The sequence below is a fragment of the Microcoleus sp. D3_18a_C4 genome (genome assembly GCF_036702415.1).
In the GTDB taxonomy this organism is placed as follows: Bacteria; Cyanobacteriota; Cyanobacteriia; order Cyanobacteriales; family Microcoleaceae; genus Microcoleus.
This window is the reverse complement of record NZ_JAUBTI010000131.1, coordinates 1-16,206: the sequence shown is the minus strand read 5'-3', so window position 1 is coordinate 16,206 and position 16,206 is coordinate 1. Positions and strand designations below refer to the sequence as shown.

The following is a 16,206-nucleotide window of genomic DNA, read 5'->3' as shown; positions in this document are numbered from 1 at the left end:
AGCGTCCCCGCTCGCGTATTGTACAATACGCGAGCGGGGACGCTCGCACTACAATCAAAAAAATGCTTTTTACAAAACTGAGATGCTCCCAACTACACAGCGTTTTGCGATGTTTGGCTAACAGTAAATCCTCGAAACTAAAGGATTTCTCAACCCCAACAGTAATTTGTGCAAAATATTACTCGCAGCCCAGAAAAAAAATAAATTCCCCAAAACACTTGACAGATTCGCGGAGGTATGGCAGAGTAGTAATTCGTGACCGATGCGGAACTGGCGGAATTGGTAGACGCGCATGATTCAGGTTCATGTGGTGCAAGCCTTCCGGGTTCAAGTCCCGGGTTCCGCATTCCAAAGGCAGAAGGAAGTTTGGGGTTAACCCGATACAGGCAATAACCCCATTCGCTCTGCTGAATTAAACAATGTTGACAAGTATTCAAAACCCCCTAGTTAAAGAAATCCGCAAGCTGCACAGCTCGAAGGGACGCAGGGAACAACAATTATTTTTACTCGAAGGGACGCACTTGCTCGAAGAAGCTTGGGCGGCAAAATACCCGCTAGCAACGGTTTGCTGCACTCCCGAATGGCTGGATCAGCACGGGGAACTTTGGGAGCAAGTTGGTAATTTAGCCGATCGCACAGAATTAGTAAGTGCAAAAGTGTTAGAGTCGATCGCCACTACAGTCCAACCCGACGGCATTGTCGCCACAGCACCCCGCACCGCAACAGAACCCGCAAAATTGTCAACTTTAGGAATAGCCCTAGAAACAATCCAAGATCCCGGCAACTTGGGGGCGATCGTCCGCACTGCTGCGGCTGCTAATGCCGACGGTTTGCTGCTGAGCGCTGAGTGCGCCGATTTAGACCACCCCAAAGTGCTGCGCGCCTCGGCAGGAGCTTGGTTTAAGCTGCCAATGGCAGTCAGTCCAGATTTAACCGCCGAAGTCTCCGCGTATAAAAATCGAGGAATGCAAATTTTAGCAACCGTCGCCGGGGCCAGTTTAAGTTATTGGGAAGTAGATTTGCGAGTGCCGACTCTGATAGTTTTGGGCAACGAAGGCTCTGGTTTGTCGGAAGAATTGAGGAGTTTGGCCGATCGACAAATCCAAATTCCCCTGAGTCGTGGCGTAGAATCTTTAAATGTGTCGATCGCCGCAGCCCTCATCATGTACGAAGCGGGGCGGCAAAGAAGTCATTAGTCATTAGTCATTAGTCATTAGTCATTATCTGTTGGGGCGGGTTCATCAATATCTGTAACTTCATATTCAGGGCAGCCACGGGGGGCAGCCCCTACAAGATAATGAAACAGCCCTGCCCCTCTACCAATCTCCCCCTCTGAGATGTGGCGGCTTTTGTTTATATTGATGCAAACTGTGAAGCCAGGAAAGCGGGTACTCTCGTATCAACAGTTCAGGCTGGCATGAAATAAATATGAAGAAGTGTAGTCAAATGCTCTCACAAATGTTAAGATTCTTAACATAACGTAGTATTGTGCTCGCCCCAACCAAAACCTAACCTGAGACGGTGCTGACTGGGAGTAGTAGCTAGCTACCATAAAATTAAGCCTCTTTAAAAGGAAGGAAAGCGCAAGTCCCCGCCCGCTTTCCTTCCCAGCTAAAGCTAGGGGTTTGCGACTACCGCAAACCTTTAGAGGCACAGATCCTCAGCGGGAAAAGCTCATGAAAACTCTTAAGTCCTCAGATACAGATTCTGTTCGCGCTTACTTGCGGGAAATCGGCCGCGTTCCCTTGTTGACCCATGAGCAAGAAATACTCTACGGGAAACAGGTACAGCGCTCAACCGCACTGCATCAGGAGAAAAATATTTTAGCCGAAGAGTTAGGCCGCGACCCGACGGCGGCTGAATGGGCACAGGCAGTTGGGCTGTCTGAGGCACAGTTGCAGCGGACGATCGAGCAGGGGGAAAGGGCAAAGCGCCAAATGGTGGAAGCGAATCTCCGCCTGGTAGTGTCTGTGGCCAAAAAATATATCAAGCGCAACGTAGATTTACTGGATCTAATTCAGGAAGGCACGATCGGGATGCAGCGGGGAGTAGAAAAATTTGACCCGACTAAGGGCTACAGATTTTCTACTTATGCTTATTGGTGGATTCGTCAGGCAATTACCCGGGCGATCGCCGAAAAAGGCCGCACCATCCGCTTGCCGATCCACATCACCGAAAAGCTCAACAAAATTAAAAAGGCTCAGCGCCAACTTGCTCAACAGCTCGGCCGCGCGGCCACGGCTGCTGAATTGGCATCCGAGTTAGAATTGACTCCCAAACAGATTCGCGAATATCTCGATCGCGCGCGCCTGCCACTTTCCCTGGACTTGCGCGTGGGAGACAATCAAGATACAGAGTTGGGCGATTTGTTGGAAGATACTGGTACTACCCCGGAAGATTTTGCCCTGCAATCTTCCCTGCGGACTGACTTAGACCAGCTAATGGCGGAACTGACTCAGCAACAGCGAGAAGTTCTCGCCTTGCGGTTCGGTTTAGAAGACGGGCAAACCTTAACTTTGGCCAAAATAGGCGATCGTCTCAACATCAGTCGGGAACGAGTGCGGCAAATAGAACGGGAAGCTTTGACCAAACTCCGCAAACGCAAGCAAGATATCAACGATTATCTAGCCAGCTAGGTAGATTGGGGATTGGCGATCGGGTCCCCCCCCCTTGCAATCCCCAATCTAAAATCGTAAAAACCGCCGCTTTTAATTCGGTTGTGCCCACTTGGTTGCTATGATTGTCCTGCTACATTAGTAATTACTTAGTAATAAAGATCAGCAGCCATCAGATAAGGGTTATTTAATTTAACCGCCCGCGTCTAACATAACAAGCTGTTTCTGAAACGGAGGTACTCGTGAGCAACTCATCTAATAAATCCCCAGAATTCTTTGAAGAAGACGGAGAAAATGCCAACTTATTATGGCAATACGTGCAGTCAATGGCTCCCGACACAGTTTCTCAGTTGTCTAAGCCGACTTCTCACGAAGTGTTTCAAGTAATGGAGCGAAATATTGTTGGACTATTGGGGAATTTGCCTTCGGAACACTTCGGGGTGACAGTGACTACCAGTCGCGAACATTTGGGTAGATTGCTCGCCTCGGCTATGATTAGCGGTTATTTTCTGAAAAATGCCGAACAGCGAATGACTTTTGAAAAGTCCATACAAGCCAGTGAGAGACATGGCTCGGACGATTAGTAGATTCTTAACATTTAAGTGATCCAAGTGTCAAGCCCCCCCTCGCAAGATGGGGGCTTAATATTTTAGATTTGAGATTTGAGATTTGAGATTTTAGAGGGTTGATTTTAGATTAAATAATAGAATAATTATTGATATTATTCTTACATTCGCCATTCCCAATTTCCAATTCCCAATTCCCCATTCCCCATTCCTAATTAATATGTCTGTTTCTCCTGTTGCCCACAAAGTTATCGGCGTTGCTGCAATCTGGAACGATCGCCAACAAATTTTGATTGACAAGCGCCGACAACCTGGGCTGCACGGGGGTTTCTGGGAGTTTCCGGGCGGAAAAATAGAGCCTGGGGAAACAATCGAAGCTTGCATAAAACGGGAAATTATGGAGGAGTTGGGGATTGTGGTAGAAGTTGGAGATCGCTTGATTACGATTGACCACGACTACACTAAATTTACAGTTAGACTATACGTGCACCACTGCCGCCACGTCAGCGGGGAACCGCAAACGATCGAATGCGAGGAAATTCGCTGGGTGACACTCGACGAAATTGACCAATTTACTTTTCCCCAGGCCAACGCACAGATTATTGCTGCACTGCGGAAAACTTGAGCCGTATACCAGAAATAAGAAGCAATAAGCAATCTTCCGCAAGGGTTTTAGGAATTAAGAACGTCCTAACCGTCGGGCGCGGTTGCTGTCATATCAAATTCGGTTGCTACTGACAACTGACAACTGACAACTGACAACTGACAACTGACAACTGACAACTGACAATTGACAGCTAACTTTTATTTTTGGACGGGCAGAGTAAAGTGAAAACAACTGCCTCGATCGACTACGGAGTCTACCCAAATTTGACCGTAGTGGGCGCGGATGATGCCTTGACACAGAGACAGTCCAATGCCGTAACCGTCTTTTGATTTATCTCGCTGCAAGCGAAAGCTGTCTTCAAAAATGCTCGCGCAATCTTCTTCAGGAATTCCCGGGCCGCTGTTGCAAACGCTGACTTGAACTTTGTAAGCGGTGCGGTGAAGAATTGAAAGATTAACAGTTCCTCGGTCTGGCGTGTACTTGCTGGCGTTGTCAAGCAGGTTGACTATGACTTGTTTGATGCGATCGGGATCGGCATAAACCAAGGGCAAATCTGCGGGAATGTCTGTTTCTAAGTTCAAACTTTTTGCCTGAAATTTGTCTTGAAACTGCAGGATTACATCTTGACAAATCGCCCCCAGTTCGATTCTTTTTGGTTCAATGTGGAGTTGAGCGTTTGTACCCCGGGCTGCTTGCAGGATATCTGTAATCATACGATCGACTATTCGGATTTGGCGGCGGGCTTGTTTCATCAAATGAGCCGCCAGACTCGGTGTCAAACGCGACTTTTCCCCCTCTTTCACCTTCTGACTTGACTCCAAAGTCTCCAAAGCCAAAGATGCTGCCGTCAAGGGATTACGCAAGTCGTGGGCTAGCATCGCAATAATCCGGTCTTTCAACTGCAACTGCTCTTGCAGGTGTTCTTTTTCCTGTTTGAGGCGAAAAACTTCATCGGAAAGCTGCACAAGTTCGGCCGCGCAAGCAACGGAATAGATTGGTTTTGGGTCAGTCAGGCTTTCAGCAAGAGCTGGGGCCGACTGTTGTTGAGCTGCGTATTCCTCTACAGAACGCTTCCAGCGGGGCCACCAGTGTTCGAGTTGAGCGATTAAATTGCTGCCGGCGAGAGTTTGTCGCGGATCGGGATGAATTTTGAGCAGCGAGGGAGTGGCTACAAGTTTAAAGTGTTCGGCTAAATCGGGCTGTTCTCCTACATCGATGATTTGAAGCTCAAAGTCGCACTCTGCCTTCAAATCCTTTAGGGACTTGCGGATGTGTCTGGTCTGTTCCCGGGAAGAGGGACGCTTGTCTACAAAGAGCAAAAGCTGTAAAAGCGGTGCGGAATTGGCCGGCTGTTCGGGAGAACAGTCGGTATCGCTGGTGTCTGGTGTTGGATGGACGCTGTTGAGCTTTTCGATCGGGTGAAAATAATTGAGCATTGCCGAGCCGAGTTATTTCACTTCTACTTTAATTTAATACTTACTTTAGATTTATGCTATTGTCCGATAATTTCATTACAAGCGGGCAGATGATATTTTTGAGATGGAAGAAAAATGAGTCGCTGCGGGTGGTGGTTCAAGTGGCGGCCGCCTTTTTTGTGCTGTGCCTGTTGCTGACGCTGCACCGCTACTACAGCTTTTACGCTACTTACGACCAAGGCATTTTCAATCAACTTTTTTGGAACGGCACTCGGGGTCAGTTGTTTGAGAGTTCCCTCTCTTCGGCGTTGTCCACTAATGTGGTTCACCAAAACCAGCTCCCGGAGGTATCTTACTACCGGTTGGGGCAGCATTTCACCCCGGCGCTAATGCTGTGGCTGCCAATTTACTCGCTGTTTCCCTCGCCGGTCACTTTGACGGTGTTGCAGGTGACTTTAATTACGGCGGCTGGAGGAGTGCTCTATGCTCTCGCCAGACACTATCTGGAACCGAGGCTGTCGGCGACAATTGTTGTCAGCTATTACTGCGCTAACGCGGTCATCGGCCCGACTATGGGCAATTTTCACGATGTTTGTCAAATTCCGCTGTATGTCTTTGGCTTGCTGCTGGCGATGGAGAAGCGCTGGTGGCCATTGTTTGGGATTCTGGCAACTTTAATTTTGGCCGTGCGAGAAGATGGGGGAGTTGTTTTATTTGGCGTTGGAGTTTACCTGATTTTGAGCCGGCGCTACCCTCGGACTGGTTTGGCTGTCTGCATACTCAGTTTTGGTTATATGATCGTCCTGACCAATCTGATTATGCCTTTGTTTTCTGCTGATATATCCCAGCGGTTTATGATGGAGCGCTTCGGCCAATATGCCGATGGAAATGAAGCTTCGACTCTAGAAATTATTTGGGGAATGGTGAGCAATCCCGGACGGTTGGTGGCTCAATTATTTACGCCGTTTTTTGCTAAGATTAGATACCTCCTTGGCCAGTGGTTGCCATTAGCTTTGGTTCCCGCTTTCGCGCCTGCCTCTTGGATGATAGCTGGATTTCCGCTGCTGAAGCTATTTTTAGCGAAAGGAGAGTCGGTGCTGGCGATTAATATTCGCTATGCGATGACTGTGGTTCCAGGGCTTTTTTATGGGGCGATTCTGTGGTGGGCCCAGCGTCAAAAGGAAGAAGATAGAATGGTGAGAGAGGAAAAAATGTTCTTGCGTTTTCCTTCTGCTTTATTTCCTCTGCCTTCGTCTTCAAAGTTTCGCCGCTTTTGGGCATTTTGCATCTGCTTGTCGCTATTTTTTACCTTCACTTCTAACCCAAATCGGACTTTTTCTTTGATTTTGCCCGATGCGATCGATCCTTGGGTGCAGGTTCCTCTCGTCAGACAATGGCAGCACGTTTTGCAAGTGCGGCCGCTATTGGCTCAAATTCCTGCTGATGCTAGCGTGGCAGCTACGAATACTATTGTGCCGATTTTGTCAAGCAGGCGGGAAATTCTCAGGTTTCCGATGTTGGAACTCCGCAATGATGCGGGGAAGGCAGTGAAGATGCAATATGTAATTGCCGATCTCTGGCAGTTGCAGCAGTATCAGGCTGCGTTTCGCACGGAACGGGGACAGTTGCGGGAGATCGTACCGGCGATCGATCGAATGTCCAAATCTGGAGAGTACGGAATTGTTGGCTTTGAAGACGGTGCGATTTTGATGCGTCAGGGTGCTGTTTCTAATTCTGCATCGGTTGCTGCTTGGACCAGTTTTCGCCGCGAATTGGAGCCGATTTTGAAGAAACGGTAAGCTGGTAGCCACGATCGCCATTGCTTCCCTCAGTGGCTCAAATCTTGAGGAAACCTGTTTTTTTCAGGTAATGGCGATCGAGCAATTTCATGCAAAAACCCGGTTGAGGCATGATTTTCTGTCTTTGTTGCTGCCAAAAGTCAGGCTTTGGGCATAAATTTGCGTTCAACTCAAAATTAAGGTTGATAATTATACAATAAATCTGTTAATCCTAAACATTAAGATATATAAAAGCTTTGGAGGGGAGAAAGATGAAAATTTTGGTATTGGCATGGGAGTTTCCTCCCAGAATCGTAGGCGGTATCGCCCGCCACGTATCGGAACTATATCCAGAATTGGTGAAGCTGGGACACGAAATTCACTTAATTACAGTAGAGTTCGGCCACGCGCCGATGTACGAAGTGGTGGAAGGAATACGTGTACATCGGGTGGTGGTGGGGCACGCTAGGGACTTTTTTCACTGGGTGGCGAACCTCAACCAAAGCATGGGCCACCAAGGCGGGAAACTGATGCTTGAGGAAGGCCCCTTTGATATCATCCACGCTCACGATTGGTTAGTAGGAGATGCGGCGATCGCCCTCAAGCATACCTTTAAAGTACCGCTAATTGCCACCATCCACGCCACCGAATACGGGCGCTTCAACGGCATCCACAATGAAGGGCAGCGCTATATTAACGCCAAGGAAAACGACCTCGCTTACAACGCTTGGCGAGTAATTGTTTGCAGTGATTATATGCGGCGGGAAGCCGAACGGGTACTATCGACTCCGTGGAACAAAATAGAGGTAATTTACAACGGAATTAGACCAGATAAAAAGCCCCGCTGGCACGAATTTGACGCGATGGATTTCCGCCGCAGGTTTGCTGCTGATGATGAGAAAATTGTCTATTATGTAGGAAGAATTAGCTATGAAAAAGGCATTGGTGTATTTCTAAATGCTGCACCTAAAGTAATTTGGGAAATGGGGGGGAAAGCGAAAATTGTAATTGTTGGCGGCGGCAATACAGACCATCTAAAACAGTTGGCTTGGCATTTAGGAATTTGGAATAAGTGTTATTTTACAGGCTTCATGTTTGAGGAACATCTCGACAAATTCCAGACGGTGGCTGACTGCGCGGTTTTCCCCAGTCTTTACGAACCTTTTGGGATTGTAGCGTTAGAAAGCTTTGCTGCAAGAGTGCCTGTGGTGGTTTCGGATGCGGGCGGACTTCCAGAGGTGGTGCTGCACACTAAAACAGGCGTTGTTACTGAGGCAAACAATCGGGATTCTTTGGCCTGGGGAATTTTGGAGGTTTTGAAAAATCCGGGTTACGCGCAGTGGTTGGTTGACAATGCTTATCAGGATTTGGAACGCCGGTTTAGTTGGCCGAAGTTGGCGATAGAAACCCAGTGGGTTTATGAACGGGTGGTGGAGGAAAGGGCTGAGGTTGATTGGTAAGAATGCTCTTTTTTGACAGTTGACGGTTGACGGTTGACGGTTGACAGTTGACGGTTGACAGTTGACAGTTGACGGTTGACAGTTGACAGTTGACAGTTGACAGTGAGTCGAATATCAACTTTTTTGGTGCAAATCTTAAGAATTTGTAACACAATGATAGAGACACTCAAACTTACTTTGAGCGCACTCAGAAGATTTAAAGGGAATTCGCATCTTGAATATTTTTAGGGAAATCGATCCCCAACCCAGACGCAGCTTACTGATTTTATTCACCGCAGGCCTGCTATTCTGGTCGAGTTTGGCTTCGCTACTGCCAACTTTGCCGCTGTACGTTCAATTTGTGGGCGGCACAAAACAGCAAATTGGCTTTGTGATGGGTGCATTTGCGATCGGACTTTTGCTATCGAGGCCGCAGTTGGGTAAAATAGCCGACACCAGGGGGCGAAAACAAGTTTTGCTTCTAGGTGCGTCAGTCGCTGCGATCGCCCCTTTGGGCTACCTGTTAGCTCAATCTATCCCCTTACTCTTACTTATTCGCGTTTTTCACGGCATTAGTATCGCCGCTTTTACTACAGCTTACAGCGCTTTGGTAACAGATTTGTCGCCGCCAGGAAAGCGGGGCGAATTAATCGGTAACATGAGCTTGGTGAATCCTATTGGTCTAGCATTTGGACCGGCTATTGGCGGATTTGTGCAAGCTTGGGTTGGTTATACTCCTTTGTTTGCGATGTCGGCGGCTTTCGCTGCAACGGCTGTATTTTTTACCTGCAAAATTGCGGAACCTAATTTTGCAGATTTAACAAAATCGGACTCTCTATCTGAGGACAAAAACAGCCAAAAATACTGGGAAATGCTCTGGAATCCGAGAGTGAGGATTCCGGCTTTAGTGTTATTGGTGGTTGGTTTAGTATTTGGAACTTTGAGCACTTTTATGCCTTTGTTTATCCAAGAAACTAAGGCTAATTTGAATCCTGGATTATTTTATTCGACGGCGGCTATCGCCAGTTTCGGTATACGGTTGCTCACGGGACGGGCTTCGGACAAATACGGTCGCGGCTTGTTTATTTCTGGCGGCTTAATCTGTTATGCCGTATCTATGTTATTGTTGTATTTTGCTAACAACACCAGTGCTTTTTTAATAGCAGCTTTGGTTGAAGGTTGCGCGGGCGGTACAGTTTTGCCGATGATGGTAACGCTGATGTCGGACAGGTGCGAACCTCATGAAAGGGGCCGCTTGTTTTCGCTTTGTATTGGCGGATTTGATTTGGGTATTGCGATTGCGGGGCCGACTTTAGGCTTTGTGGCTGAACAAGTTGGCTACAGAAATATGTTTGGTTTTGCGGCTGGACTCGCTGGCTTGGCTTTGCTGGTTTTTATTACTCAGTCTAGCAAGGGCTTGTCTAATTCGATGAAATTTGCGATCGGTCGAGGCAAAGATGTTTATGCTTTGAATCGATGATAAGCTGTTACGCATTTAAATTGGAAAATCTGGACAGGCTAGAAGCCCGTCCCACAAGAGTTTTATTGATTTTTGACACACAGTTTAAATGTAGAACAGCTTAAGGACTTTAGTCCTTAACAACTATTTAGCCGCACTAAAGTCCGTACTGCGAACGTTAAAATTATAACAGAATCGTGAGCATTTGGCTACTTAGCAACTTTTCGAGCTTGTTTCACCATTTCAATGAGAGTGTGGTGAGCATCTTCGGCATCGGTTAAAGTGCGATCGAAATTTACTCTGACGGGCACTGTTTCGTCGTTGACTTTAGCGGTTAAATCCATGCCGTTCGCATCAATAGCGAGCATTTGAGCTTCTGTCGCCTCCGGTTTGCCGCCAAATGCTTGAGCGTACAGCACTACAGCGCTAGCGTGGTCTTCGTTCATGTGAGTGCAGATGCGATCGCTAATCTCAGTGGAAAACTGTTCTGACATGGGGAGATTCCTCAGATGCAATATCGATCGATTGTACTGCGATCGGTACAAAGTTTTCAATAGGGAGGAATTGCATCAAGAGTTATGAGTGAGAGAAAAGGAGAAAGAAGGAAGAACCTGAAGACAATAATATCGAGCGCTTCAGTAATTACAAAATTCATAATCAAACAGAAGTCTCTAGATAATTAGTAGGATTAATTACCCCTTACCACGGGCTGACCTCAAGCACCCCAGAGGGTTTTAACACTACCTTAAATTGACGAAAATGCTTTGGTTGATGAGCAACTTTACGAAACGAAGAAAGAGAAACTTCTTGAATAAAATCACCTGCTGCTTGGTTCAGCGGCTGACAATCTGTAATTACCCCTTCTTCATTCACGGCAACGCGATAAACTAATGAAGTGCTGAAGGTGGGAGTCGAGCGCCAACTCTTGTCAATTTGGTCGTAAACTTTCCGGTTCAAATGTGCAATTTCACCGGGGGAGATAATTTCAGAAGGTGCTGCCTCTACCTCTGATGCTGGAGAGTTAACCTGAGTCGCAAGCGGAACAGGTACAGGCCAAAGCTTAATAGTTTCATCTGCGCTACCGCTGGCTAAGACAGTATCTTGAGAACTAAAAGCGACTGACCAAACTGGCTTAGAATGCTCCGCAAAATTTGTTATCAGTTCACCTGTTTTCAAGTTCCACAGCTTAATAGTTTTGTCGTAGCTGCCACTAGCTAAAGCCTGTCCATCCGGGCTAAAAGCAACTGAGAGAACCGGGCCGGAATGTCCTGTTAATGTGTGCAGAACTTTGCCATTTGTAAACTGCCACAGCTTAACAGTTTTATCCGCACTGCCACTCGCTAAAGTTTTCCCGTCAGGACTGAAGGCAACTGAGTTCACCGGCCCGGAATGCCCAGTCAGGGTGTAATTGCCGCCATCATCAAGCCACCAAATCTTGATAGTTCCATCCTCGCTACCGGTTGCTAAAATTTTACTGTTCGGGCTAAAAGCGACAGATTTAATCCAGTCTGAATCTTGAAGTGTGCGGAGTAGTTTGCCATCGGCCAAATTCCACAATTTTACAGTTTTGTCGGTACTACCAGAAGCGAGTAACCTTCCATCAGGACTGATACTTATTGCCTTGACATCATCCGCATGACCTTTCAAGGTATTGATGAGTATGCCGGTTTTGAGATTCCACAATTTAATCCGGTTATCCCAACTCCCGCTAGCCAGAAGATTGCCGTCAGGACTAATGGCGAGGGATTCAATTGCATCGGTATGTGCTTTTATGGTGTAAAGCAATTCGCCGGTTTGCAGGTTCCAGATTTTGATAATGCCGCCATAACAGCCGCTGGCTAAAGTTTTGCCGTCTGGACTGAGTGCGATCGCGTAAATCCACCCAGAATTATCTTTAAAACTGCTAGAATATTGAGTGAGCAACCCCGATTTAAACTGCGATACAGTTGTTTCTAATTCCGCAAAATACCTATAGAAGCCGATGCCCGCCGCAGTTACAACTGCTGTTAATGTCAACGCTATACTTTTCCATTTAACTTCTTTTGATCTCATAAACATGATGTCCAAAACTAAGTTTATGTAAAATAAACTTCCCTATTTCAATTCCCCAAAATTATCGCGGAGGTTGCGGCTGGATTCTCACTTTGATAAATGCTATCCAACACTTTTATTTAGCACTGTTACTTTGTCTGCGGTTGGCTGATGTTTTTGTGGTTTAGATTGGCGCTCAATCCAGGTGCGACAGAGGAATAAAAATATTATGGCGGTTATCGCTGCAATTCCAACAGGCGTTAAATATGTCCAGTGATCGGCCATTTTATCCCAGATATGCCAGGTTACTAAAAACATAGCAAGGTAAGTGAGACTCTGCAATTTTTTCCAATTTTTCTTGAGCCTTTTCACACTCCAATCGTTAGAGGTGATAGCCAAAAGAGTAAAAATAATGAAGGTTGATACTCCCTGGAAGTAAACAAAATAAGTTTTGAGATCGAAGACATCAAAGTTTCTTTGTTTGAAAAAGATGAATCCGTGAGCTACAGCTAAAAAGAAAGAGAGCAGACCAATGAAACGGCGATTTTTCAGCAGCCATTGGGGAAAGCCAGTTTTTTTGGTGAGAGGGAAAACAATTCTCAAATTTGTGGGAAGCAGTGTCAGAATATAAGCTGTTAAGGCCGCGAATCCCAGGAAACTCGCCTGAGAGAATGTATCTAAATTCATCGTTGAAAATTGCATAACTTGCTCTTATTGCTAAGTAGGTAAACTCCAATTGAAGCTAGGCTAACCTTTTGAAGTCGCAATGTCAATTAAGTTTTAAGCTTATAACACTTATTCCCAAAAATAGCTGGTTAAAAGTTGAGTTTTTACCTATAAAAAAAGGTCAGAATTAGCGGACCTTGGGTTGAGGAGATTACCTGAACTTTTGGCTAGGTATCGCGCCAAACTACAAACTGGTAATACCCCCTTTCAATAACAGAGAGAGGACTGAAGTCCTCACTACAAACTGCACAGCCTAACTAAAAGATCGATCGTCAAACGGCAATTCATCAAATCGCGAATCAATATCAGCCTCAGAATTGGCAACAGGGGAATTAGCGCGAGATGCCGACGGCTTAACAGAATTCACCTGGGCTACTGATAACTTGGCTGCAGGTTCCGATTTCTGTAGGTTAACTAACGGTAACTCCCCGCCATTTTCTCCATTTTTGCTCGTTTGATTCCACAACATCATTCCCAGCAAACCATCAACCAAACCGCCACCGCTACCGTTGCCTGTTACCGCAACATCCGGCACAACTCGCACGTTGCGATCGCCTATAATTTGCATTAACTGCAAAGCCGTATAACCAGAACCTCCCAAAGCTACAACACCCGCGCGATAAGCTTCAGCTTGAGCATTTCCCTTCACCCGAATCGACTCAGCTTCGCCTTGAGCTTGTTTCACCTGAGAATTCGCTTTCAACTCAGAAATCTTCACGCCTTGTTCCGATTTCACCATCTCTTGTTGAATCTCAGCCAGCGCCGTTTCCCGCACCAATTGTTGCCGCTGAGTTTGTGCTAATTGCTGCACCTCATAAGTCTTGCACTGTTCCTCAGCAATTTTGCGATCTGTTTGAGTTTGCATCAACTCTGCAGGCGGCAAAATATCCCCGATTAAAGTATCAATTGCCTGCACGTCGTAGGTACGCAAAGCTGCTTTGATATACTCGGCGGCTTCCGCTTGTCTGCCGCTTCTTGCGGAGAGAAAATCTAATACAGAATAAGCTTGAGCCGAATTGCGGAAATAATTCCCAATTGTCGGCTGCAAAACGTGGTCTACTAAATTCTGCATCGAACCTACGCGAGAAATCACTTTTGGAGCATCCAAAGCTCCTACGTGAATAATCTGAGCTACTTCTAAATCAAAGGCAAAACCGTCTTGAGAACGCACGGTTAAAGACGAAAGTTTAGAATCGTAACTGTGCCTTTCTGTTTTACCAGACCAATTCAATACTATATTAGTAGTCGGCACTAACTCTACTTTCAAAATGCGAGTATTCAGCGGATGTTTCCCCGGATAAAGAGGAGTCACCCACACCCCTTTATTGCCCACATTTACTAAATTTCCGTGAGTGAAAGCAGCGCCGCTCACATCTTCTGAGGTTTTGCCGACATAGGAAATAACCGCGCCGACATAGCCGATCGGGATTTCGGTCATCGCCACTTGGTCAACCCCGACAAACCAAGGATTTAAGTTCCACGAACCGGAAAGCAAAACCTGTTCCTGCAAACCGCGCCGCCCGCCGGCGGTGATAAATTTTTGCGCGTTTTGGAAGTTGTCGTGATTCGGAATAATCGGGCCGGCAATTTCGCCATCTTGAATTGGAATGCCGTCAAAAGTTGTGACAATTCCTACTTTATCTGGGGCAATTCTGTACAGCTTTAATTGTTCCGGTGTCATCCCGTGTTTGGCAGCATTTGCCGCTGTAATTACTGTAAATAATGCTGTATTAATTCGATAGCTACCACCAGTCAAGATGCCTAGTTGTCTACCTTTTTCGCCGCCGCCTTTGAGGAATTGGCGAGCATCTTGAAAATTGTCACAGTCTGTGATTTTGCCGAGGATGCGCTGCGGTGGAATTGACTTACCACCTGCTGCGATAATCAGGGCAATTTCACCTTGGGGAACTACAGTCAGAGACTCTTTGCGAACGTTGTATTGCAAAGGCCAATAACCCCAATGCCAACCGGGGGGCAAAGTATCAGCTTGATATCCAGCTTCTCCGTTTAAGGCAATTAAATCTCCAGGCGGTAAAGACTTGCCGCCGAAGCTAAACTTTTTACTGACAATGCCAACTTCCCGATCGCCAATTACTACCAATCCGCCAAAAAATAGCGGCAGCACCAGAATAATTATCATACCGCCGATCGCGATCGGGATAAATCCGCCCGGATCGAGCTGCATTGTCTGCACCGGAACAGTGCTGCGTAACTGCCCTAACTGCAAGCTAGAATCAGGTTTTGCGACTAACTGAGTCGAGGTTTGATTTGCGGGGGGGATATTGCTAGCTGCTAATACCGGCGAGGGTTTCAAACTGGTTGTTGCACTAAGTGCTAAAGACGCCGAAACAGCGGCTGCAAACTGTTTTAAAAAGCGGACTTTGACTTGAGATTTGGACAAAAATGAATAAAGCATTTTTTTTGAGCAGGGCTAATTTGTCCTAGGAGCTCCAGCTTAGCCTTACTAAAAAGTTTTGGCGTAAAACTTAAGGTCTTATTTATCATTATTTGCCGTCATAATAGTCATATTTCTCAGTAAAAATACTTATAATTAAACTACAGGCTGACAATCCCCCGTTTTAATGCGGAAATCGCGGCCTGCGTGCGATCGCTAACTCCCATTTTGCTCAAAATATTGTTGACGTGAAACTTGACGGTACTTTCGCTGATGTGCAAAACTTCACTAATCTCGCTGTTGCTTTTACCCGCGACTATGAGGCGGATGACTTCTAATTCGCGATCGCTCAATTCAGGCCCACTCAGGCGATCGGCTAACTTAACACCCACTGCCAGCGGAATATACTTTTTACCCTCAAAAACAGCCCGAATTGCTGCTAAAAGCTCCTCTGGTTCCGCATCCTTAAGCAGATAGCCCTTTGCACCAGCTTGCAATCCGCGATAAATGTTTTCATCGCCGTCATAAGTCGTCAGCACCACAATCCGGGCGCTGGAAAACTCCGCACAAATCGCAGCAATGGCGGCGACTCCATCCATTTGGGGCATCCGCATATCCATAAGGGTGACATCGGGCTGATATTCGCGGAACATTGTTAATGCTTCCTGTCCGTTGCTAGCTTGTGCGACAACAGTTAAATCTGATTCATTATCCAGCAGCGCCACTAAACCTTGCCGCACAATATAATGATCGTCGGCAATTAAAACACGAATAATATTTGATTGGTTAATCATGTTTACCCTGTTAATCTTATCAAAAAAAACTGAAGTTCTCACTCCCAACTTACTATCTATAGTCATCCTAAATGATTCAGATAAATTTGTAGGGGTAGTGCTAAGAGTGCCTACCCCCTATCTATCGGGCAACCGAGCGTGGGATTGCCCCTACAATAATTATGCAAATGATTTAGGAGTGCTATATAGTCATCCTAAATCATTTGTGAATTTCTTACTCTCTCCCTTTGGTAAGGGGAGGGTGGGGGTCGGGTAAAAAATTTACTACTTATTTAGGATTGCTATATGGTGCGAAATGTGCACATTAGGATCGCGAATTAAATAACTTACAATTTTAATTGTTATTGTGGGATGGGCGTCCCGCCCGTCCTTTTTGGACGG

General features: G+C 46.4%; 13 protein-coding genes and 1 tRNA gene. 8 read left to right on the top strand and 6 right to left on the bottom strand.

All coding sequences use genetic code 11. The features are described from left to right. Positions 1–264: 264 nt before the first annotated feature. The 5 genes from QUB16_RS30270 (at position 265) to mutT (ending at position 3,806) form a co-directional block, all read left to right on the top strand. A tRNA-Leu gene (locus QUB16_RS30270) sits at positions 265–346 on the top strand. Positions 347–419: 73 nt separating this feature from the next. Next, complete coding sequence (locus QUB16_RS30265; RefSeq protein ID WP_333321864.1) at positions 420–1,196, top strand: RNA methyltransferase; 777 nt, start codon at positions 420–422, stop codon at positions 1,194–1,196. Positions 1,197–1,676: 480 nt separating this feature from the next. Continuing rightward, positions 1,677–2,636: an RNA polymerase sigma factor, RpoD/SigA family gene (locus tag QUB16_RS30260; protein WP_015174477.1), complete on the top strand. Its 960-nt coding sequence runs from the start codon at positions 1,677–1,679 to the stop codon at positions 2,634–2,636. 221 nt (positions 2,637–2,857) lie between these two features. Continuing rightward, entirely contained in the window at positions 2,858–3,199 is a 342-nt protein-coding gene (locus QUB16_RS30255; protein ID WP_172187001.1) for a DUF760 domain-containing protein, read from the top strand. A 202-nt stretch (positions 3,200–3,401) separates the two neighbouring features. Beyond that, a complete protein-coding gene (gene mutT / locus QUB16_RS30250; protein WP_333321862.1) occupies positions 3,402–3,806 on the top strand; it encodes an 8-oxo-dGTP diphosphatase MutT in 405 nt (134 codons plus the stop codon). 179 nt (positions 3,807–3,985) lie between these two features. Here the strand turns inward: mutT and QUB16_RS30245 are convergent, their stop codons facing one another. Further along, the gene (locus tag QUB16_RS30245; RefSeq protein ID WP_333321861.1) at positions 3,986–5,224 is read right to left on the bottom strand and encodes a histidine kinase; all 1,239 of its coding nucleotides are present in this window, start codon (positions 5,222–5,224) and stop codon (positions 3,986–3,988) included. Positions 5,225–5,277: 53 nt separating this feature from the next. Here QUB16_RS30245 and QUB16_RS30240 point away from each other — a divergent pair, with 53 nt between their 5' ends. The 3 genes from QUB16_RS30240 to QUB16_RS30230 all read left to right on the top strand — a co-directional run bounded on the left by QUB16_RS30240 (position 5,278) and on the right by QUB16_RS30230 (position 9,900). Beyond that, the gene (locus tag QUB16_RS30240; protein WP_333321859.1) at positions 5,278–7,002 is read left to right on the top strand and encodes a DUF2079 domain-containing protein; all 1,725 of its coding nucleotides are present in this window, start codon (positions 5,278–5,280) and stop codon (positions 7,000–7,002) included. A gap of 251 nt (positions 7,003–7,253) precedes the next feature. Beyond that, on the top strand, positions 7,254–8,441 hold the full coding sequence (locus tag QUB16_RS30235) for a glycosyltransferase family 4 protein (protein WP_333321858.1): 1,188 nt from the start codon (positions 7,254–7,256) through the stop codon (positions 8,439–8,441). A gap of 214 nt (positions 8,442–8,655) precedes the next feature. After that, a complete protein-coding gene (locus QUB16_RS30230) occupies positions 8,656–9,900 on the top strand; it encodes an MFS transporter (RefSeq protein ID WP_333321856.1) in 1,245 nt (414 codons plus the stop codon). 188 nt (positions 9,901–10,088) lie between these two features. Here QUB16_RS30230 and QUB16_RS30225 read toward each other — a convergent pair whose 3' ends face one another. The 5 genes from QUB16_RS30225 to QUB16_RS30205 form a co-directional block, all read right to left on the bottom strand. After that, entirely contained in the window at positions 10,089–10,373 is a 285-nt protein-coding gene (locus QUB16_RS30225) for a DUF2470 domain-containing protein (RefSeq protein ID WP_333321854.1), read from the bottom strand. Positions 10,374–10,578: 205 nt separating this feature from the next. Further along, a complete protein-coding gene (locus QUB16_RS30220; RefSeq protein WP_333321853.1) occupies positions 10,579–11,931 on the bottom strand; it encodes a WD40 repeat domain-containing protein in 1,353 nt (450 codons plus the stop codon). A gap of 102 nt (positions 11,932–12,033) precedes the next feature. Then, the gene (locus QUB16_RS30215) at positions 12,034–12,597 is read right to left on the bottom strand and encodes a ferric reductase-like transmembrane domain-containing protein (protein ID WP_333321851.1); all 564 of its coding nucleotides are present in this window, start codon (positions 12,595–12,597) and stop codon (positions 12,034–12,036) included. A gap of 292 nt (positions 12,598–12,889) precedes the next feature. Beyond that, positions 12,890–15,052: a flotillin family protein gene (locus QUB16_RS30210; protein WP_333321849.1), complete on the bottom strand. Its 2,163-nt coding sequence runs from the start codon at positions 15,050–15,052 to the stop codon at positions 12,890–12,892. 140 nt (positions 15,053–15,192) lie between these two features. Next, positions 15,193–15,822 carry a response regulator transcription factor gene (locus QUB16_RS30205; RefSeq protein ID WP_333321865.1) on the bottom strand — a complete coding sequence of 210 codons (630 nt, stop codon included), beginning with the start codon at positions 15,820–15,822 and terminating at the stop codon, positions 15,193–15,195. Between the last annotated feature and the right edge of the window lie 384 nt (positions 15,823–16,206).

What these genes read in the sequence shown, in the direction of transcription:
- QUB16_RS30210 (WP_333321849.1), bottom strand. Translation starts at nt 15,052, where the DNA reads ATGCTTTATTCATTTTTGTCCAAATCTCAAGTCAAAGTCCGCTTTTTA.
- mutT (WP_333321862.1), top strand. Translation starts at nt 3,402, where the DNA reads ATGTCTGTTTCTCCTGTTGCCCACAAAGTTATCGGCGTTGCTGCAATC.
- QUB16_RS30225 (WP_333321854.1), bottom strand. Translation starts at nt 10,373, where the DNA reads ATGTCAGAACAGTTTTCCACTGAGATTAGCGATCGCATCTGCACTCAC.
- QUB16_RS30235 (WP_333321858.1), top strand. Translation starts at nt 7,254, where the DNA reads ATGAAAATTTTGGTATTGGCATGGGAGTTTCCTCCCAGAATCGTAGGC.
- QUB16_RS30240 (WP_333321859.1), top strand. Translation starts at nt 5,278, where the DNA reads ATGCTATTGTCCGATAATTTCATTACAAGCGGGCAGATGATATTTTTG.
- QUB16_RS30245 (WP_333321861.1), bottom strand. Translation starts at nt 5,224, where the DNA reads ATGCTCAATTATTTTCACCCGATCGAAAAGCTCAACAGCGTCCATCCA.
- QUB16_RS30215 (WP_333321851.1), bottom strand. Translation starts at nt 12,597, where the DNA reads ATGAATTTAGATACATTCTCTCAGGCGAGTTTCCTGGGATTCGCGGCC.
- QUB16_RS30265 (WP_333321864.1), top strand. Translation starts at nt 420, where the DNA reads ATGTTGACAAGTATTCAAAACCCCCTAGTTAAAGAAATCCGCAAGCTG.
- QUB16_RS30220 (WP_333321853.1), bottom strand. Translation starts at nt 11,931, where the DNA reads ATGAGATCAAAAGAAGTTAAATGGAAAAGTATAGCGTTGACATTAACA.
- QUB16_RS30260 (WP_015174477.1), top strand. Translation starts at nt 1,677, where the DNA reads ATGAAAACTCTTAAGTCCTCAGATACAGATTCTGTTCGCGCTTACTTG.